The 17,018-nt window shown below is 62.9% G+C and carries 18 protein-coding genes and 2 tRNA genes; 10 read left to right on the top strand and 10 right to left on the bottom strand.

Annotated features, from left to right (window positions below):
* The first annotated feature begins 2 nt into the window (after nt 1–2).
* Nucleotides 3–704 (top strand): DnaA regulatory inactivator HdaA, encoded by a 702-nt coding sequence (gene hdaA, locus NKI16_RS13170; protein ID WP_023677644.1) that lies wholly within the window; start codon nt 3–5, stop codon nt 702–704.
* A gap of 200 nt (nt 705–904) precedes the next feature.
* Here hdaA and NKI16_RS13165 read toward each other — a convergent pair whose 3' ends face one another.
* Nucleotides 905–1,906 (bottom strand): GlxA family transcriptional regulator, encoded by a 1,002-nt coding sequence (locus NKI16_RS13165; RefSeq protein WP_352622346.1) that lies wholly within the window; start codon nt 1,904–1,906, stop codon nt 905–907.
* 130 nt (nt 1,907–2,036) lie between these two features.
* Between NKI16_RS13165 and NKI16_RS13160 the strand changes: the two genes are divergently transcribed.
* Entirely contained in the window at nt 2,037–2,864 is an 828-nt protein-coding gene (locus NKI16_RS13160) for an alpha/beta fold hydrolase (RefSeq protein WP_352622345.1), read from the top strand.
* A 124-nt stretch (nt 2,865–2,988) separates the two neighbouring features.
* Here NKI16_RS13160 and NKI16_RS13155 read toward each other — a convergent pair.
* Nucleotides 2,989–3,065, bottom strand: a tRNA-Pro gene (locus tag NKI16_RS13155).
* Nucleotides 3,066–3,225: 160 nt separating this feature from the next.
* On the opposite strand from NKI16_RS13155, the gene NKI16_RS13150 reads away from it, so the two are divergent.
* From NKI16_RS13150 to NKI16_RS13140, 3 genes are all read left to right on the top strand, one after another.
* On the top strand, nt 3,226–3,531 hold the full coding sequence (locus NKI16_RS13150; RefSeq protein ID WP_023677641.1) for an ETC complex I subunit: 306 nt from the start codon (nt 3,226–3,228) through the stop codon (nt 3,529–3,531).
* Between the two features lie 60 nt (nt 3,532–3,591).
* A tRNA-Arg gene (locus NKI16_RS13145) sits at nt 3,592–3,668 on the top strand.
* A gap of 59 nt (nt 3,669–3,727) precedes the next feature.
* Nucleotides 3,728–4,948, top strand: a complete 1,221-nt coding sequence (locus tag NKI16_RS13140) for an anion transporter (protein ID WP_352569726.1) — start codon at nt 3,728–3,730, stop codon at nt 4,946–4,948.
* 107 nt (nt 4,949–5,055) lie between these two features.
* On the opposite strand, the gene NKI16_RS13135 is transcribed toward NKI16_RS13140, so the two are convergent.
* From NKI16_RS13135 to NKI16_RS13120, 4 genes are all read right to left on the bottom strand, one after another.
* Nucleotides 5,056–5,367 carry a cupredoxin domain-containing protein gene (locus NKI16_RS13135; protein WP_352569824.1) on the bottom strand — a complete coding sequence of 104 codons (312 nt, stop codon included), beginning with the start codon at nt 5,365–5,367 and terminating at the stop codon, nt 5,056–5,058.
* A gap of 14 nt (nt 5,368–5,381) precedes the next feature.
* Nucleotides 5,382–5,906 carry a DUF4142 domain-containing protein gene (locus tag NKI16_RS13130; RefSeq protein WP_023677638.1) on the bottom strand — a complete coding sequence of 175 codons (525 nt, stop codon included), beginning with the start codon at nt 5,904–5,906 and terminating at the stop codon, nt 5,382–5,384.
* Nucleotides 5,907–6,010: 104 nt separating this feature from the next.
* Nucleotides 6,011–6,682, bottom strand: coding sequence for an RNA polymerase sigma factor (locus NKI16_RS13125; RefSeq protein ID WP_023677637.1), 672 nt, complete (start codon nt 6,680–6,682; stop codon nt 6,011–6,013).
* A gap of 253 nt (nt 6,683–6,935) precedes the next feature.
* Nucleotides 6,936–8,105, bottom strand: coding sequence for a cystathionine beta-lyase (locus NKI16_RS13120; RefSeq protein WP_352569727.1), 1,170 nt, complete (start codon nt 8,103–8,105; stop codon nt 6,936–6,938).
* Nucleotides 8,106–8,532: 427 nt separating this feature from the next.
* On the opposite strand from NKI16_RS13120, the gene NKI16_RS13115 reads away from it, so the two are divergent.
* The 4 genes from NKI16_RS13115 to NKI16_RS13100 all read left to right on the top strand — a co-directional run bounded on the left by NKI16_RS13115 (nt 8,533) and on the right by NKI16_RS13100 (nt 12,794).
* On the top strand, nt 8,533–9,561 hold the full coding sequence (locus NKI16_RS13115) for an amino acid ABC transporter substrate-binding protein (RefSeq protein WP_023677635.1): 1,029 nt from the start codon (nt 8,533–8,535) through the stop codon (nt 9,559–9,561).
* 63 nt (nt 9,562–9,624) lie between these two features.
* Nucleotides 9,625–10,812, top strand: coding sequence for an amino acid ABC transporter permease (locus tag NKI16_RS13110; RefSeq protein ID WP_352922917.1), 1,188 nt, complete (start codon nt 9,625–9,627; stop codon nt 10,810–10,812).
* A 4-nt stretch (nt 10,813–10,816) separates the two neighbouring features.
* Nucleotides 10,817–11,974, top strand: a complete 1,158-nt coding sequence (locus NKI16_RS13105; protein WP_352569728.1) for an amino acid ABC transporter permease — start codon at nt 10,817–10,819, stop codon at nt 11,972–11,974.
* Nucleotides 11,975–12,044: 70 nt separating this feature from the next.
* Entirely contained in the window at nt 12,045–12,794 is a 750-nt protein-coding gene (locus tag NKI16_RS13100) for an amino acid ABC transporter ATP-binding protein (RefSeq protein WP_031212005.1), read from the top strand.
* A 162-nt stretch (nt 12,795–12,956) separates the two neighbouring features.
* Here the strand turns inward: NKI16_RS13100 and NKI16_RS13095 are convergent, their stop codons facing one another.
* From NKI16_RS13095 to NKI16_RS13085, 3 genes are read right to left on the bottom strand one after another with little or no spacing between them, the layout of a single operon-like run.
* Nucleotides 12,957–13,670 (bottom strand): HoxN/HupN/NixA family nickel/cobalt transporter, encoded by a 714-nt coding sequence (locus NKI16_RS13095; protein WP_352922914.1) that lies wholly within the window; start codon nt 13,668–13,670, stop codon nt 12,957–12,959.
* A 30-nt stretch (nt 13,671–13,700) separates the two neighbouring features.
* Nucleotides 13,701–14,723, bottom strand: coding sequence for a cation diffusion facilitator family transporter (locus NKI16_RS13090; RefSeq protein ID WP_502894598.1), 1,023 nt, complete (start codon nt 14,721–14,723; stop codon nt 13,701–13,703).
* Complete coding sequence (locus NKI16_RS13085; protein ID WP_023677629.1) at nt 14,720–14,983, bottom strand: metal-sensing transcriptional repressor; 264 nt, start codon at nt 14,981–14,983, stop codon at nt 14,720–14,722. The genes NKI16_RS13090 and NKI16_RS13085 overlap by 4 nt, the downstream gene beginning before the upstream one ends.
* 105 nt (nt 14,984–15,088) lie before the next feature.
* Between NKI16_RS13085 and NKI16_RS13080 the strand changes: the two genes are divergently transcribed.
* Nucleotides 15,089–15,760: a TIGR02117 family protein gene (locus NKI16_RS13080; RefSeq protein WP_352636532.1), complete on the top strand. Its 672-nt coding sequence runs from the start codon at nt 15,089–15,091 to the stop codon at nt 15,758–15,760.
* A 27-nt stretch (nt 15,761–15,787) separates the two neighbouring features.
* Here NKI16_RS13080 and NKI16_RS13075 read toward each other — a convergent pair whose 3' ends face one another.
* A complete protein-coding gene (locus tag NKI16_RS13075) occupies nt 15,788–17,002 on the bottom strand; it encodes an FAD-dependent monooxygenase (RefSeq protein WP_352906928.1) in 1,215 nt (404 codons plus the stop codon).
* Nucleotides 17,003–17,018 lie beyond the last annotated feature (16 nt).

The following is a 17,018-nucleotide window of genomic DNA, read 5'->3' as shown; positions in this document are numbered from 1 at the left end:
AGATGCCGGACAAGATCGATCCGCCGCGTCAATTGCCGCTCGATCTAGGCCACGGCACCGGCTATTCGCGCGACGAGCTCGTCGTCTCCAGCACCAACAGCCAGGCGGCGGCGCTTGTCGACCGCTGGCCGGACTGGCCGTCGCCGGTCGTTGTGCTGGCCGGGCCGGCCGGCTCGGGGAAAACCCATCTGGCCTCGATTTGGCGGACCCGCGCCGACGCCGTGAAAGTGGAGGCCGGCCGCATCGGCGACTGCATCGAAAACCTCGGCCCGCATCCGGCCCTGATCGACGATATCGATGCCGAACCGATCGATGAGCACGGCCTCTTCCACCTGATCAACGCGGTGCGCGGCGCCGGCTCGAGCTTGCTGTTGACGGCGCGGCGCTTCCCGTCCGCCTGGGGCGTCAGGCTGCCCGACCTGGCGTCGCGGCTGAAGGCGGCGGCGACCGTCGAGATCCACGAACCCGACGATCTTCTGCTGGCCGGCGTCATCACAAAGCTGTTCGCCGACCGCCAGGTCGAGGTCGAGCCGCATGTCGTGCAATATCTGGTGCGCCGCATCGAGCGCTCGCTGGCCACTGCCATGCGCGTGGTCGAACGGCTCGACCGCACCGCGCTCGAGCGCAAGACGCCGATCACCCGCGCGCTCGCCGCCGAGACCGTCAGCGCCATGGACGAAGGGCAGGGCGAGTTCGAGATTTGACGATTCCAGTTCCGCCACTGTCCCATTTCGGGAACAAAAGCTGGCATCTGTCTTGCAGCAAAGAGCTTGCCGGCTAATCCCGGTCCTGATTGCGTATCAAATCAGGTAGTAGGCTCGCCGGGAGATGGGTGGTTGGGGTTCTCGCCCGGCGAGCTTGCCTTTGGCAGCATCGAATCGATAGCGCCATTGCGCGGCTGGCCTCAGCTCTCTCCGCCTGCAATCACCGCTCGTTCCGTGCCAAAGCGCTTGCGATAGTCGCCGGGCACGAGGCCGGTTATCCTGGCGAATACCTTGCGGAAGGAGCCGGGATCGTCATAGCCGACCTCCCAGGCGATCTGGTCGATCGCTCGTATCGTGGTTTCCAGCATCTCGCGCGCCTTGCCGACCCGCAGGTGCTGACAATATTCGGTCGGCTTGAGGCCGGTGGCGCTGCGGAAGCGCCGCAGAAAAGTCCGCTCCTCCAGCCCGGCGTGATCGGCCATGGCGCCAAGCGTCACATCGCGCGCGCCGTTCGCCTGCAGCCAGTGCTGCACCTTGAGGATCGCTTCGTCGCCGTGGGTCAGCCGCGGCGCGAACGGGCTGTAAAAGCGTTGCTCGCGGCCCGGCGGGTCGACCAGCATGAAACGCGCCGTGTCCATCATCACGGTCGGCCCGAGCACCCTGTCCACCAGCTTCAGGCCGAGATCGGTCCAGGCCATGTAGCCGCCCGCGGTGATGATGTCGCCATCGTCGATGACCAGCCTGTCGGCGTCGAGCAGGATGTCTGGAAAGCGTAGCGCCAGCGCGTCGCGATAGGCCCAATGCGTGGTCGCAGCACGACCCGACAGCAGGCCGGTCTCGGCAAGCACGAAAGCGCCGGCACAGACCGAACCGAGCGTCGCGCCTGCCGCATGACGGTCCCTGAGCCAGCCGGCATAGGGCGCGGCTGCTTCCCGAGCGATCGGATCTCCCAAGGTCGGCGGGAGGATAACCATGGCTGGTTCATTGTCGGCGCCGGGGTCGCTGTCGAAGGTGCGGACTACGGTGTGGCCCGCGTCCTCCAATTGCCAATGACTGACGCGAAGCCTCGCCGCCTCGGGCGACCGCTCGACAGCCAGCCGGTTTGCCAGCATGAAAAGATCGGTCAGGCCGAGCACGGCCGCTTCCTGCACGCCGGGATACAAGACAAGGCCGATTTCGATCAGATCACGCGCAGCCGTCATTTGTCAGTTTTGCCACGTTGAATGTCCGTTTTGCCAATGCTCACCCTGACCGCACTGTTATAATTTGTCCAGCTGAAGGGTCTAAAAGCTTCCCTGTTACCCCCCGGCTTTTTCATCAAGGAGTAGAACGATGAGCACATTCACCACCCATGACGGCACCGAGATTTTCTACAAGGATTGGGGCAAGGGCCAGCCGATCGTGTTCCATCACGGCTGGCCGCTGAGCTCAGACGACTGGGACAACCAGATGCTGTTCTTCCTCGAAAAGGGCTACCGCGTCATCGCACATGACCGCCGCGGCCACGGCCGCTCGTCGCAGACCGCGACTGGCAATGAGATGGACACCTACGCCGCCGACGTTGCGGCGCTGGCGGCGCATCTCGATCTCAGGGATGCGATCCACATCGGCCATTCGACCGGTGGCGGCGAGGTGGCGCGTTACGTCGCGCTTTATGGCGGCGGCGGCCGTGTTGCCAAGGCGGTGCTGATCGGCGCCGTGCCGCCGATTATGGTCAAGACCGACAGCAACCCCGGCGGCTTGCCGATCGAAGTCTTCGACGGCTTTCGCGCGGCTCTGGCCGCTAACCGCGCCCAGTTCTACAGGGACGTGCCGGCCGGCCCGTTTTATGGCTTCAACCGCGAGGGCGCCAAGGTCTCGCAAGGCGCCGTCGACAATTGGTGGCGCCAGGGCATGATGGGCGGAGCCAAGGCCCATTACGACTGCATCGAGGCCTTTTCCGAGACCGACTTCACCGACGATCTCAAGAAGATTGACGTGCCCGTCCTGATCATGCATGGCGACGACGACCAGATCGTGCCGATCGCCGATTCTGCGCTGCTTGCGGCCAAGCTGGTGAAGCACGGCACGCTCAAGGTCTACAAGGGCCTGCCGCACGGCATGTGCACCACGCATCCGGAGATCATCAATCCGGATCTGCTGGCCTTCATCCAGGGCTGACGGCTTGCATATCGGACGGGCAGCGCGGGCTCGTGCTGTCCGTCCGTCGCTTAAACATGACCGGCGACGGGAGACACACTCGAGCGTGATCCGCTTGCCCTGCCGACGAGATTTGCTTGATGAATGGTCGGAGTGGAGAGATTCGAACTCCCGACCCTCTGGTCCCAAACCAGATGCGCTACCAGGCTGCGCTACACTCCGAACGGTCTGTTGCCTAGTGATTTCGGCCCGCCAAAGCAAGCGTAAAAAGCCATCGGCCTTGCTGCCGACGGCATTGCGCAGTAATGACGGGCTAGTGCATGGCCAGAGAACAGTAATGTGGTCTCGGGGTCGTGTGCTTGCAACCAGCAATGAGGTGGTCATGTCAGCCCGCATTTTCAGCCCAGCCAAAACCGCGATGCAGTCCGGCAAGGCCAAGACCGGCTATTGGGTGCTGGAATTCGATCCGGAGCAGCGCAAGAAGATCGATCCGCTGATGGGCTACACCACGTCCGGCGACATGCGAAGCCAGATCAGGCTGACCTTCGACACCAGGGAAGAGGCGGTGGCCTATGCCGAGAAGGAAGGGCTCGCTTTTCGCGTCGAGGAGCCGAAGGAAATCAAGCGCCGCCAGATTTCTTATGCGGAGAATTTCCGCTATGACCGCAGGACGCCCTGGACGCATTGACGGCCATGCCGGCCCGTGCCGGCGCCAAGAACAAATCAGCCGGTCGTGCGGCCGGCCAGCGGTCCCGTAGCTCAGCTGGATAGAGCACCGGCCTTCTAAGCCGATGGTCACAGGTTCGAATCCTGTCGGGATCGCCAATATTTTCAATGTCCATTCCGGACAGGTTCACTCGCCAGTCGCACAGGATTTCCAACACATGACAGCGATGGGCGCGGCGGCATTGCTGATCCTTGTCCTGACCTATGCCGGCGTCGCAATCGGCAGGATACCCGGGCTGCGCCTCGACCGGGCAGGGATCGCGCTGCTCGGCGGTGCGGCGATGATCGCCATCGGCGCGCTCGACATGGAGGACGCCTACCGCGCCATCAGCTTCGACACCATCACGCTTCTGCTCGGCATGATGATCGTCGTGGCGCATCTGAAAGTGTCGGGCGCCTTTCGCGCGCTCGGCGGGTTCGCCATCGAGCATGCGCATGCGCCGTTCATGCTGCTGGTGATGGTGACGCTGTTGACCGGCGTCCTGTCGGCGTTCCTGGTCAACGACGCCATCTGCCTGGTCATGGCGCCGATCGTCGTCCATGTCACCCGCGTCATCAACCGCAATCCGGTTCCCTATCTGATCGCCACCGCCACGGCGTCCAATTGCGGCAGCGTCGCCACCATCACCGGCAATCCGCAGAACATGGTCATCGGCGCGCTGTCGGGGATTTCCTATCCGGCCTTCTCGGCGGCGCTGGCGCCGGTCGCGGCGTTCGGCCTCGTCGCCGTCATCGTCATCATCCGCATCGTCTACCGCGCCGAATTTTCGCGCAAGGCCGAGCTCAGCCCCGAAGTCTATCGCGGCCGCATGCTGCCGGGGCAGGTGGTGAAGGCGGTGGTCGTCTGTGTCGGTTTGGCGATCGCCTTCTTCGCCGGCGTTCCAGTCGCCAAGGCAGCGCTGATCGGCGGCGCCATTCTTCTTTTGACCCGCGCCATCAAACCTGAGCGCATCTATCGCGAGATCGATGGGCCGCTGCTGTTCATGTTCGCCGGGCTGTTCATCGTCGTCGCCGGGGCGGAGAAGACGCTGCTGACGCCCGACATCGTCGCCTCGGCAAAGGACCTCGGGCTGAATGATGTCTGGCGGCTGTCCGGCTTCACCGCAGTGCTGTCCAACATCATGAGCAATGTCCCGGCCGTGCTGGCGCTGAAGCCGTTCGTGCCCGGACTGGAAAACCCCGAGCGGGCCTGGCTAGTCGTCGCCATGAGCTCGACGCTGGCCGGCAATTTCACGCTGCTTGGCTCGGTCGCCAATCTGATCGTTGCCGAGCACGCGCGGGTCTCCGGCAAACCGCTGGGCTTCATCGCCTTCTTCAAGGTCGGCCTGCCGTTGACGCTGGTCACGCTTCTTGTAGGGACGGCATGGCTGGCGGCCTAAAAGCGCGTCGCATTAGACCGGCCTCATGCGACACGCATTGGGCTGTTGTTTATGCATGTCGTTATCGCAAAACCGCTGCACACTTTTGCGCGACATGCATCAGCCAGTCAGGGCGATGTCACCGTCAGATGGCCTCTCATGTTGGGATGGAAGCGGCAGAAATAATCGACCGATTCCGCCTTCTTCACCGTCAGGCTCGCCGCCTTCTTCGGCGGGATCATCACTTCCCAGGCGCCGTTGACGGTTGCCGTGTGGGCGAACACGTCCTTGTTTACCCACCTGATCGTGTCGCCGACCTTCGCCTCGATCTTTGCCGGCGAAAACACAAGCTTCTCGATCGTCACCTCGATGGTTTCGGCCTTGGCCGGCGCGGCAACCATGGCCAATGCCAGCGCAACCCACAGATGCCGCCTCGACATCATCGGCCCAATCCTCACTTCAGCATGCCGGCGACGTGTTCGGCGTGCTGTTCGTGGCCCTGGAATATTTTCAGGCCGGTTTCCAGCAGGCTTTTCAGCTCGGCATTGCTGGCCGACGGAATCAGCAGTGTTTCGAGCGCGCCATTGACCTGCTTGTGGTAGGCCACCTCGCTGGCGACATAGGCCTTGTCGAACGCGGCGCCCTTGAGCTTGGCAAGCTTGGCACGTTCTTCGGCCGCTGCCTTGGTCAGCGCCTTGCTGGTCGGATTATCCTCAGGCGTGACCTTGAGCTTCTTGACCAGGTCGAGAGCCTGTTTGTTGACCGCCTCGTGATCTCGCACCATGTCCTTGGCGAAATCCACGACCTCCTTGTTCTTCGATTTCTTCAGCGCCTGCTTGGCCGCTTCGACGTCAAGCACGCCCGCTGTGTAGGCGATATGTGCGATCTGCGGATCGGTCGGTTTGTCGGCAGCTTGCGACAAGGGCGCTGCGCTAAGCAGGAAAACTGCGGCCAGTGCCGTGGTCGATCGAATAAACATGATGCTCTCCTTCGCCCCGACGCGGAACTGCATCGGGCTTCGTTTTCAGTGATGCTCATTGGATGCAGGTCGCCGCCAAACGTTCCCGCGAAAATCGGCGCGGCCTATCCGGAAAGACCAAGCCGCTGCATCACGGCATTGGTCAGCCGTTCGCAGCGCCGGCCCGCGAAGGGAAAGGCGTCGAGCAGCACCGGGCCGATCTGGTCGTCCAGCGCCTTGCGCACCAGCGCGCGGGCGCGGTGCAGCCGGGTCTTGATGGTTTCTGGTCGCACGCCAAGCAGTTCGGCGGTTTCCTCGATGCTCAATCCCTCGATGACGCGCGCCACGAACACCATCCGGTAGACATCGGGAAGACTGTCGGTTGCCCGTTCGACAAGCTCAAGGATCTGCCGTTGCGCCATCGTCCGCTCCGGATCGTCGCTCGGGTTGAGGGGAAACCGGATGATTTCGGCTTGCGGGTTTTCAGGCATCGCTACCATTCGCCGCCTTTTGCGCAAGCGGCCGAGCGCTTCGTTGATGACGATACGCGATAGCCACGTGGCGAGCGAGGCATCGCCGCGAAAGGCCTCGAGATGGGCAAAGGCGCTGACATAGGCCTCCTGGACGATGTCCTCGGCCTCGCTGTCGTTACGCACGACGCCTCGGGCGATGCGGTAGAGCCTTTGGTTGTGCGTCTTGATGATGGTGCGGAACGCATCGCCATCACGTGCCAGCGCGCGGCCGACAAGCTGCATGTCGCCCGAAGCGGCGGGCGTTGCCGTCAACGCAGCAGGCATAGCCGATCTCCTGATAGGCTTCTCATCGCGACATTGGATGCATCGGCCGACAAAAGGTTCCCGACTGATCCCGCCGGCCAGCCTCAATCCGTGTCAAGGACTGGCAGAGGCTATTCTACCGCCTTCACCACACCGCCGCCTCTATTTTGTAGAGCCGTATCATCGCCCGATCGGTCGCCATGATATCGCTCAGGATCGCAATTTTTCCAGGCTGTTACGCCGATTTTCTGACTCAGTTTGAAAAGGTGCTGGCTCAGGCCCCAGCGGCCGCCGCCAGCCCGCGCGCCAGGTCGGCCTTCAAATCCCCTACATCCTCGAGCCCGATCTGCAGGCGCACCAGCGGCCCGTCATACGGGCCCTTGGCGATGGTGCGGTCGCCAAGGAATACCGGCACGGCAAGGCTCTCATAGCCGCCCCAGGAATAGCCGAGGCCGAAAAACTTCAACGCGTCGAGGAAGGCGTGCTGCTGCTTCTGTCCGCCGCCCGCGAGAACGATCGAGAAGATGCCGCTCGATCCGCAAAAATCGCGCTTCCATATGGCGTGGTCGGGATGACTGGGCAGCCCCGGATGCAGCACCTGCGCTACGCCCGGCTGACCCTCCAGCCAGCCGGCGAGGGAAAGCGCGCTCTTTTGATGATGCTCCAGCCGCACGCCCATCGTGCGCAGGCCGCGCAGCACCTGGTAGACGTCGTCAGGCCCGGCGCAGCAGCCCATCGTGTTGAACGTCTCGAAAAGCTGCTTCCAGCAGTCCGCATTGGCCGACACCGTGCCGAGCAGCACGTCGGAATGGCCGGCCGGGTATTTCGTCGCCGCGTGGATCGAGATGTCGACGCCATGGTCGAGGGGGCGAAAGTAGAGCGGCGTCGCCCAGGTGTTGTCCATCATGACGATGGCGCCGGCGGCATGCGCTGCCTTGGCGATGGCCGGTATGTCCTGCACCTCGAAAGTGTTGGAGGCCGGCGATTCGGTGAACACCACCTTGGTGTTGGGCTTGATCAGCGCCGCGATGCCGGCGCCGATGCGCGGTTCGTAATACTCGACCTCGATGCCCAGCCGCTTCAGCATCGTGTCGGCGAAGTTGCGGGTCGGATGATAAACGGAATCGACGATCAGCAGATGATCGCCGGCCGACAGGAATGCGAGCAGCGGCAGCGTCACCGCCGCCAGGCCGGACGGTACCGCGACCGTGCCTGCCGAACCTTCCAGCGCATCGATCGCGCTGTTCAGCGCATCGGTGGTCGGCGTGCCGCGCGTGCCGTAGGTGTATCTCTGGCTGCGTGAAGCCATCGCCGCCGCATTGGGATAGAGCACGGTCGAGGCATGCACCACCGGCGGATTGACGAAGCCGAAATAGTCATGCGGGTTGTTGCCGGAATGGGCGAGCCGCGTGTTGACGCCCATCTCGCTGTCGTCTTTTGCCATTGCTTTTCGTCCCATGGGTTGGTCGTTAGCCATAGTGCGGCGGCATTGGCCGCGCAACCGCACCGCACCCGCCAGGCCAAGGTCTTGAATATGCCAATTCAGCAACGAGCCGTGGATCCGCGGGAAGGCTGCCAAGTGCGCTTGGCAACTCACGGTCGGACTTTGCCGGCTTTATTGGCGCGCTGACCAATTTGCGAGCGCGTTTGTCTGCAATTTCAGGCATTTCAGGCGGTTGGTTTTCAAAGTCTTTCGGATTTGGTCATTTCCCTTGACCTCACAGGAATAATCGCCTTCGATGTTGTTCGTGAATGGGAGGCAGCGCGTCGGTGACGATGCGGGATTCCGGTAACGGGCCGGGATACTTAGCTGCGTTCACACGGGAAAAAATCAGGTTCGCCTGGAAAAAACAGAAAAGGGTCAGTGGGTCATGAAACACATTGCAATCGGCCTTTTGGGCGCCGCCGCGTTTGGATTCGCGGCTTCGGCCGCATCGGCGAGCACGCTCGACGATGTCAAGGCGAAAGGCTTCATCCAGTGCGGCACCAATACGGGTCTTGCTGGCTTCGCGGCGCCTGACGACAAGGGTGAATGGAAAGGCATCGATGTGGATTTCTGCCGCGCCGTGGCGGCCGCCGTCTTCGGCGATGGCACCAAAGTCAAGTTCACGCCGCTCAGCGCCAAGGAGCGGTTCACCGCGCTGCAGTCGGGCGAGGTCGACATCCTGTCGCGCAACACCACCTGGACCATCAACCGCGATACGGCGCTTGGCCTGAACTTCGTCGGCGTCACCTATTATGACGGTCAGGGCTTCATGATCAACGCCAAGAAGCTTCCGGGCGTGAATTCGGCACTGCAGCTTTCGGGCGCGGCAGTGTGTGTGCAGAGCGGCACCACGACCGAGCTCAACCTTGCCGACTATTTCAAGTCGAACAAGATGGAGTACAACCCCGTCGTTTTCGAAAAGCTGGATGAGGTCAACGCCGCATATGACGCCGGCCGCTGCGACGTCTACACCACCGACCAGTCGGGTCTCTACGGCATTCGCCTGACGCTCAGCTCGCCGGCCGACCACGTCGTGTTGCCCGAGATCATCTCCAAGGAGCCGCTTGGGCCGGCCGTGCGCCAGGGTGACGACCAGTGGTATCACATCGTCAAGTGGACCTATTTCGCGCTGCTCAACGCCGAGGAACTGGGCATCACCCAGGCCAATGTCGACGAGATGAAGAACTCGGACAATCCCGAGATCAAGCGCGTGCTCGGCCAGGAAGCCGACACCAAGATCGGCACCGATCTAGGTGTCTCCAACGACTGGGTCGTCAACATCGTCAAGGCCGTCGGCAATTACGGAGAGATGTTCGAACGCAATGTCGGCTCCGGCAGCCCGCTGAAGATCGCCCGCGGCATCAACGCGCTGTGGACCAAGGGTGGCCTGCAGTACGCTCCGCCGATCCGCTGATCGAAAATGGATCCGGAAGGCAGATCGTCTGCCTTCCGGTCTCTCTTTCCAGGGGACTGTCGAATGGCATCGCAGGAAGTTCTTCGCGAGGAGCCAAGCCGCGGTTCCTTCATCAATGATCCGCGCGTCCGCGGCATATTCTTTCAAGCACTGGTCCTCGTCCTGCTGGTAGCGGGTATCTGGTGGGTTACCCACAACGTCATCGCCAATTTGACGCGGCTGCACATCGCTTCCGGCTTCGGCTTTCTTAAGGGCCGCGCCGGCTTCGACATCAGCGAAAGCGCCATCGCTTATTCATCGGATTCGACCTATTTCCGTGCCATCCTGGTTGGCTTTATCAACACCGTGATCGTTGCTGTCGTCGGCATCATCACCGCCACCATCATCGGTTTCATCGTCGGCATCGGCCGGCTGTCGCATAACTGGCTGATCAGGAAGATCTGCACCGTTTATGTCGAGGTGTTCCGCAACATCCCGCCGCTGCTGGTCATCTTCTTCTGGTATTCCGGCGTGCTCGCCGTGCTGCCGCCGCCACGCGAGAGCATCAATCTGCCGTTCGGCTCCTTTCTCAACCAGCGCGGCTTCTATTTTCCCCGCGCTATATGGGGCGAGGGCTCCTGGCTGATCCTGGTCGCACTGCTCCTCGGCATCGCCATGGCCTGGTTCGTCGCCCGCAAGGCGCGGCAGCGGCAGATGGCGACGGGACAGCCATTCCCGGTGTTCTGGACATCCATGGCGTTGATCGTCGGCCTGCCGCTGCTGGCCTACGCGCTGAGCGGCTTTCCGCTGAGCTTTGAATTTCCAAAGCAGTCGACCTTCAATCTCGTCGGTGGCTTTCAGGTCAGGCCCGAGTTCCTGTCACTCTATCTGGCGTTGTCCTGCTATACGGCCGCCTTTATCGCCGAGATCGTGCGCGCCGGCATCAGGGGCGTCAGCGCAGGCCAGACCGAGGCGGCCGCGGCACTCGGGCTGCGCTCGGGATCGATCCTCAGGCTTGTCGTCGTGCCGCAGGCGATGCGCATCGTTATTCCGCCGCTGACCAGCCAGTATCTCAACCTGACCAAGAATTCCTCGCTCGCCATCGCCATCGGCTATCCGGACCTGACGGCGACGGCCGGCACGGTCTTGAATCAGACCGGGCAGGCAGTCGAAGGTGTGGTGATCATGATGGCGGTGTACCTGGCGCTCAGCCTGATCACGTCGGCGATCATGAACGTCGTCAATGCCAGGATGGCGCTGGTGGAGAGGTAGGGCCATGCAAGAGCACGATATGTCCTGGGTGCGGACGGAGATGGCGCTGGCGCAGCCGGCGCCGTCGAGCGAGCGCGGCCTCACCGCCTGGGTCCGCAAGAATCTGATCGCATCGACCGGCGACACCATCCTGACCATCATCGGCATCGTGCTGGTTGCCATGATCCTGCCGCAGATCGTCAATTGGGCTTTCATCAACGCCCAGTGGACGGGACCGGACCGCACGGTCTGCGCCACCGTGGCGCAGGGCGGCATCCAGTCGGACGGCTGGACCGGCGCCTGCTGGGCTTTCGTCAACGCCAAGTTCGGCCAGTTCATGTTCGGCCGCTATCCCCTGGAAGAGCGTTGGCGCCCGATCCTGGTGGCCATCCTGTTCGTGGCGCTGCTGGTGCCGCTGCTCATTCCGCGCGTACCGCGCAAGGGGCTGAATGCCATTCTTCTCTTTTTTGCACTGCCGGTCGTCGCCTTCGTTCTGCTGATCGGCGGCATGTTCGGCCTGCCCTATGTCGAAACCCCGCTCTGGGGTGGACTGCTGGTGACACTCAGCCTGTCCTTTGTCGGCATAGCTGTGTCGCTGCCGGTCGGCATCGTGCTGGCGCTCGGCCGGCGCTCGAACATGCCGATCGTCAAGCTGCTGTGCGTGATCTTCATCGAGACGGTACGCGGCATCCCGCTGATTACGGTGCTGTTCTTTGCCAGCGTGATGCTGCCGCTGTTCCTGCCGGCCGGCGTCAGCTTCGACAAGTTCCTGCGCGCGCTGATCGGCGTGTCGCTGTTTGCCGCCGCCTACATGGCCGAAGTGGTGCGCGGCGGCCTGCAGGCGATCCCCAAAGGCCAGTATGAGGGCGCCGATTCGCTCGGCCTCAGCTACTGGCAGAAGATGGGTCTGGTCGTCATGCCGCAGGCGCTGAAGCTGGTCATTCCCGGCATCGTCAACACCTTCATCGGCATGTTCAAGGACACCAGCCTGGTCATCGTCATCTCGATGTTCGACCTCCTCGGCATCGTCAAGCAGAACTTCTCCGACGCCAATTGGGCGACGCCGCAGACGGCCAGATCCGGCCTGGTCTTCGCGGCCTTCATCTTCTGGCTGTTCTGCTTCGGCATGTCGCGCTATTCAATGTACACGGAACGCCGTCTCGACACCGGCCACAAACGCTAAAAAAGGGGACCTTGTCATGGCCATAGAAAACGCCGTCAGCGCGGAAGAGATCAAGGTCAATGCCGCCAAGATGCATATTTCCACCACCGATGTCGCCATCGACATCATCGCCATGCACAAATGGTACGGCGAATTCCATGTGCTGAAGGACATCAATCTAAAGGTGATGCGCGGCGAGCGCATCGTCATCTGCGGCCCGTCGGGCTCCGGCAAATCGACGATGATCCGCTGCATCAACCGACTGGAGGAACACCAGAAGGGCAAGATTATAGTCGACGGCAAGGAACTGACCAACGATCTGAAGAAGATCGACGAGGTGCGCCGCGAGGTCGGCATGGTGTTCCAGCACTTCAACCTGTTCCCGCATCTGACCATTCTGGAAAATTGCACGCTGGCGCCGATCTGGGTGCGCAAGATGCCGCGGAAACAGGCCGAGGAAATCGCCATGCATTTCCTCAAGCGCGTCAAGATCCCGGAACAGGCCAACAAATATCCCGGCCAGCTTTCCGGCGGCCAGCAACAGCGCGTGGCGATCGCCCGCTCGCTGTGCATGAACCCGCGTATCATGCTGTTCGATGAGCCGACCTCGGCTCTCGACCCGGAAATGATCAAGGAAGTGCTAGAGACGATGGTCGGGCTGGCCGAGGAAGGCATGACCATGCTCTGCGTCACCCACGAAATGGGCTTTGCGCGCAAAGTCGCCAACCGGGTGATCTTTATGGATCAGGGTCAGATCGTCGAGCAGAACACGCCGGCCGAGTTCTTCGACCACCCGCGCCATGAGCGCACGAAGCTGTTCCTGTCGCAGATCCTGCACTGATCCTGTACGCCGGTTCGGGACAAGACCGGCGGACCGGGCTCTCTGTCTTGCTGGCTTCGCGCGTATTCGACGAGCGCTGACCGTGCGCCCGGCGTCGCCTAGGCTCGTTCCAGCCGGTGCACCGGCCCGGACGCCATGCAGTGGCTGGGGCCAAATTTTCTCTCAAGCTGAGGTGATCTGCCAGACAGCGACGCCGGCAAGGGCGAGACCGGCGGCGCCCTCGATGGCCCGGGAGATGGTTTCGAACAGCCGTGGCTGGCGCGCGAAAAACTGTACAAGCCGTTCCCGAAACACGATCGACAACATGGCGACGCAGGACAGCGTCAGCGCCACGCCGACCATCATGGTGATGGCAAACAGGACGCCCGCTGCCGGAACACCCCTGGACATCGCGAAAGTCATCGCGAAAAGCGTAAGCGGACATGGGATCAGGCCTGCCATGACGCCGACAGCCTCGCCCTCGTGCCTGTGGTGATGGCTGTGGCTCAAAGCGCGCCAGAGCATCCAGACGCCAATGAGGCCGAGCAGCCCGCGACTGATGTGCTCCAGAAGCGGAGCGCGGCCGACGCTGCCCAATGCTATTGAGACCAGTGGCAGCGAGAGAGCCGCAATCAGAACGGCAATCGTCACATGCGTGAACGATAGCGTGATAGATACGAGCAGACCACGCGAGACCTTCGCATCCGAACCGGCAAGATAAGTCGCCAGGACGGCCTTGCTGTGCCCCGGCGTCAGCGCATGGGCAGCCCCGAACACGACGCCCATCGGCAGGAAGGCCACGAACGCCAGCCAATTGCCTCCGGCCGCAAGCAGCTTGATCTGTTCGCCGAGCGTCAGATAGATCGTGCGCTGAAATTCGACGAGCGTCTGGAACATCGGACGAGACTAGCAGAAAATCGGCGAGCGTCAGTGCATGTGGCCGTGGTCATGCGTGTGCTCGTGAGGATGGTCGTTCTCTCCACGTTCCGTTGAAAACCGCACATTCGCCTCAGCCAGGGCCGGCATATGCTGGGATAGTTCGTCCTTCAGCGCTGCGGCGATCTTGTTCGCCGCCGACAGCGGCAGGGTTCCGTCCGCGGCAATTGCGATGTCGGCGTGCAATCTATGACCGATCCAGCGCGCCTTGGCATCGACAATGCGCGCGCCCGGAACATGCTCGGCGGCATGTCGGATTTCGTCCATCACACCGGGTTCGATTCCATCCAGCATGCGGGTCAGCACCGAGCGGGCCGATTGCCAGACGATACCGAAGATCGCAATCGTGATCAGCAGACCGACGATCGGATCGGCCAAGGAAAAGCCGAACCAAACGCCGATGGCTCCGATGACCACGGCAAGGCTGGTAAGTCCATCTGTGCGGGCGTGGTAGCCGTCGGCAATCAGTGCCGCGCTGTTGATTTCGCGACCGACGCGGATACGGAACACGGCAACCGCCTCGTTGCCGAGGAAGCCGACAATACCCGCCGCAGTCAGCCAGCCCAGGTGTGTCACCACTTGTGGATTGATCAGCCTGTCGATGGCTTGGTAGGCAGCGACTACAGCGCTGAACAGGATGATGAGCACGATGATGATGCCGGCCAGATCCTCGACCCGGCCCAAGCCATAGGTGAAGATCCGCGACGGCTTGCGCCGCGCCAGCACGAACGCAATCCATAGCGGGATCGCCGTGGTCGCATCGCCGATGTTATGGATCGTATCGGCCAGCAATGCCACGCTCCCCGACAACGCAACCACGACCATCTGCAATGCCGCGGTGATGGCCAGGATCACGAACGACCATTTGATTGCCCAGATGCCCCGGTCGGTGGTGGCAATTGTCGCGTCGATGACGCCATGGCTGTGACCGTGCGGACCGTGACCGCCGTGATGATGTGCGGCGTGCGAGCCGAGCCCGAGCCATTCCAGAATGGGGGCTACGATGGAATTCATAGATATTTCGCCAGCTGCTTGAGTTCCGCCAGCGAGTTGCCGCCGGTTTCGACGCTGTCCGTCAGGCAATGCTCGATGTGATCGTTGATCAGCTCGCGCTTGGCGCTGCTGATGGCCCTTTCGACGGCATGAAGCTGCTGCGCCAGGTCAACGCAAGGGCGATGCGCCTCGATCATCGCCAGCACCGCCGCAAGGTGGCCTTGCGCGCGCTTCAGGCGCTTTACGATGGAAGGATGCGAAGCGTGGAGATGATCTGACATGCCTTCAGCATATCCTCCCGGGGAGGATACGCGTCAAGCTCTAAGTCAGCTGTGCACCTTTCGGAGGGGCTTCACCTTGAGCATGGCTTGTTCTATGCCTTTCCCATGAAGAAGCTTGCCCGTTTTCTTGGCCTGCTGGTCGTTGCAGCAGTCCTTGCGGTGGCGCTGGGCACGCTGCTGCCGCGCCCGCTCTGGCCGGCGGCCGTTGCCGATCCGATCGGCACAAGCCACCGTATCCTGGTGCTGCAAAATCCGATCCACACCGACATCGCCATCCCGGTCGACGACGATGTGCGCCGGCGCTTCCATTTCCTGGTCGATGCCGGCATTCCAGCAGACGTGGCGGAGGTCCGCTACATCGTCTTCGGCTGGGGCGGCCGCGCCTTCTATCTGGAGACGCCGACCTGGTCGGAGCTGAAGGCGGTGCCGGTGATGAAGGCGCTGACGGTCGATGCCTCGGCAATGCATGTCGACATTTCCGTCGACATCGCCGAGCCGCATCGCGACGTCGCCGGCTTCGACATCGGCGAGGAGCGGTTTACGGCGCTGCTCGATTACATTGCGGCAAGCTTCCGGCAGGGGCCGAACGGGGCCATCCCGATCGAGAGTGCGGCCTATTCCCGCTTCGATCGGTTCTTCGAAGCCAATGGTCATTTCAACGCGCTGATCGGCTGCAACACCTGGACGGCGGCGGCATTGCGCACGGCCGGGCTGCGCACCGGCTGGTGGAATCCGCTGCCGGCCTCGCTCGGCCTGTCGATGCGGCTTTACAATTGACAAGGCGACTTAGGACCGCCGAGCGTCCTACGCCCACCAACCATAGAGCCAGTCGAGATCGGCGGCGAGCTTTTCGGGCGAGCGCATCGCCAGGAACAGGTTGCGGGCCATCGCCACCGGCCCGGCCGCATGCCAGGCGAGGCGGTTGATGGCGCCGCGGCGGGCGACCTGGGCGACGCGCGGCCGCCGCGCCTGTTCCCAGGCGGCAAGCGCCCCCTCAAGATCGGCTGTGGAGGCCGCAACGAAGCCGGCAAGCGTCGCCGCGTCCTCGATCGCCATCGCCGCGCCCTGTGCGGCAAACGGCGTCATCGCGTGCGCCGCATCGCCGATCAGCGCGATGCCTTCCGGCGTCGTCCATCGCCGCTGCTCGACGGTGTGGATCGGCCATGCCATCCACGGCGCCGCCTCGCTCGCCAGACGGACCAGCGCCGGCGCGGTACCGCGCATGGCGCTGGCGAGGCTGGCGGGGTTGGCATGCCCCGACCAGCCCTCGGCGATGCGCTCGCCCCCAGTGAAGGCGGCGAGGTTGAAGGCAGTGCCACGACTGACCGGATAGGCGACCATATGGAAGCCGGGATAGAGGAATGCAGTAACGCAATCGGGCGCACCGATCGCTGCAAAGGTTTGTCCGGCGGGGCTGTCGGCGGCCACCGTGGCGCGCCAGGCAAGCTCGCCCGAAAACCGGCTTCTCCGGAAATCGGCTGCGTTGCGGGCAAGCGTTTCTCGCACCGACGACCAGACGCCATCGGCGCCGATCAGCAGACAGCCAGCCTCGACCGTGGCGCCATCAGCCGATGCAGTGACGGTAACACCTTTCGATCCGGCTGCGATGTCGGTCACCCGCGCGCCGGCGATCAGATCGATACCGGGCTGCTCCGAAACTCGCTGCATCAGCGCTGACTGCAGATCCGCGCGGTGGGCAACGAGATAGGGCGCTCCCCAGCGCGTTTCGGCCGCCTGGCCAAGCGGTACGCGCGCCAGCTTGCGCAGCGTGGCGGCATCCTTGAGCACGACCGCCTCCGGCCGCACCGCCGTCGGCAACAGCCGATCGAGTACGCCGAGCTGCCGTAGGATGCGCGTCGCGTTGGGCGAAAGCTGGATACCGGCGCCGGCAGCCTCGAGGTGCTGCGCCTGTTCGAACAGTTTTATCCGATAGCCGCGCTCGGCGAAGGCCAGTGCCGCGGTCAGCCCAGCGACGCCCGCCCCGGCGATGACCACCTGCCGGGACTGCGTTTCCTGCATCAGGCTTGTCGCGGAA

It is taken from the genome of Mesorhizobium sp. M0698, from assembly GCF_040320455.1.
Classification (GTDB): Bacteria; Pseudomonadota; Alphaproteobacteria; order Rhizobiales; family Rhizobiaceae; genus Mesorhizobium.
The sequence above is the reverse complement of the archived record's forward strand: the minus strand, read 5'-3'. Positions and strand labels throughout refer to the sequence as shown.

Excerpts from the sequence above, each read along its gene's own strand:
- hdaA (WP_023677644.1), top strand. The coding sequence starts at position 3 with ATGCCGGACAAGATCGATCCGCCGCGTCAATTGCCGCTCGATCTAGGC.
- NKI16_RS13165 (WP_352622346.1), bottom strand. The coding sequence starts at position 1,906 with ATGACGGCTGCGCGTGATCTGATCGAAATCGGCCTTGTCTTGTATCCC.
- NKI16_RS13160 (WP_352622345.1), top strand. The coding sequence starts at position 2,037 with ATGAGCACATTCACCACCCATGACGGCACCGAGATTTTCTACAAGGAT.
- NKI16_RS13150 (WP_023677641.1), top strand. The coding sequence starts at position 3,226 with ATGTCAGCCCGCATTTTCAGCCCAGCCAAAACCGCGATGCAGTCCGGC.
- NKI16_RS13140 (WP_352569726.1), top strand. The coding sequence starts at position 3,728 with ATGACAGCGATGGGCGCGGCGGCATTGCTGATCCTTGTCCTGACCTAT.
- NKI16_RS13135 (WP_352569824.1), bottom strand. The coding sequence starts at position 5,367 with ATGTCGAGGCGGCATCTGTGGGTTGCGCTGGCATTGGCCATGGTTGCC.
- NKI16_RS13130 (WP_023677638.1), bottom strand. The coding sequence starts at position 5,906 with ATGTTTATTCGATCGACCACGGCACTGGCCGCAGTTTTCCTGCTTAGC.
- NKI16_RS13125 (WP_023677637.1), bottom strand. The coding sequence starts at position 6,682 with ATGCCTGCTGCGTTGACGGCAACGCCCGCCGCTTCGGGCGACATGCAG.
- NKI16_RS13120 (WP_352569727.1), bottom strand. The coding sequence starts at position 8,105 with ATGGCAAAAGACGACAGCGAGATGGGCGTCAACACGCGGCTCGCCCAT.
- NKI16_RS13115 (WP_023677635.1), top strand. The coding sequence starts at position 8,533 with ATGAAACACATTGCAATCGGCCTTTTGGGCGCCGCCGCGTTTGGATTC.
- NKI16_RS13110 (WP_352922917.1), top strand. The coding sequence starts at position 9,625 with ATGGCATCGCAGGAAGTTCTTCGCGAGGAGCCAAGCCGCGGTTCCTTC.
- NKI16_RS13105 (WP_352569728.1), top strand. The coding sequence starts at position 10,817 with ATGCAAGAGCACGATATGTCCTGGGTGCGGACGGAGATGGCGCTGGCG.
- NKI16_RS13100 (WP_031212005.1), top strand. The coding sequence starts at position 12,045 with ATGCATATTTCCACCACCGATGTCGCCATCGACATCATCGCCATGCAC.
- NKI16_RS13095 (WP_352922914.1), bottom strand. The coding sequence starts at position 13,670 with ATGTTCCAGACGCTCGTCGAATTTCAGCGCACGATCTATCTGACGCTC.
- NKI16_RS13090 (WP_502894598.1), bottom strand. The coding sequence starts at position 14,723 with ATGAATTCCATCGTAGCCCCCATTCTGGAATGGCTCGGGCTCGGCTCG.
- NKI16_RS13085 (WP_023677629.1), bottom strand. The coding sequence starts at position 14,983 with ATGTCAGATCATCTCCACGCTTCGCATCCTTCCATCGTAAAGCGCCTG.
- NKI16_RS13080 (WP_352636532.1), top strand. The coding sequence starts at position 15,089 with ATGAAGAAGCTTGCCCGTTTTCTTGGCCTGCTGGTCGTTGCAGCAGTC.
- NKI16_RS13075 (WP_352906928.1), bottom strand. The coding sequence starts at position 17,002 with ATGCAGGAAACGCAGTCCCGGCAGGTGGTCATCGCCGGGGCGGGCGTC.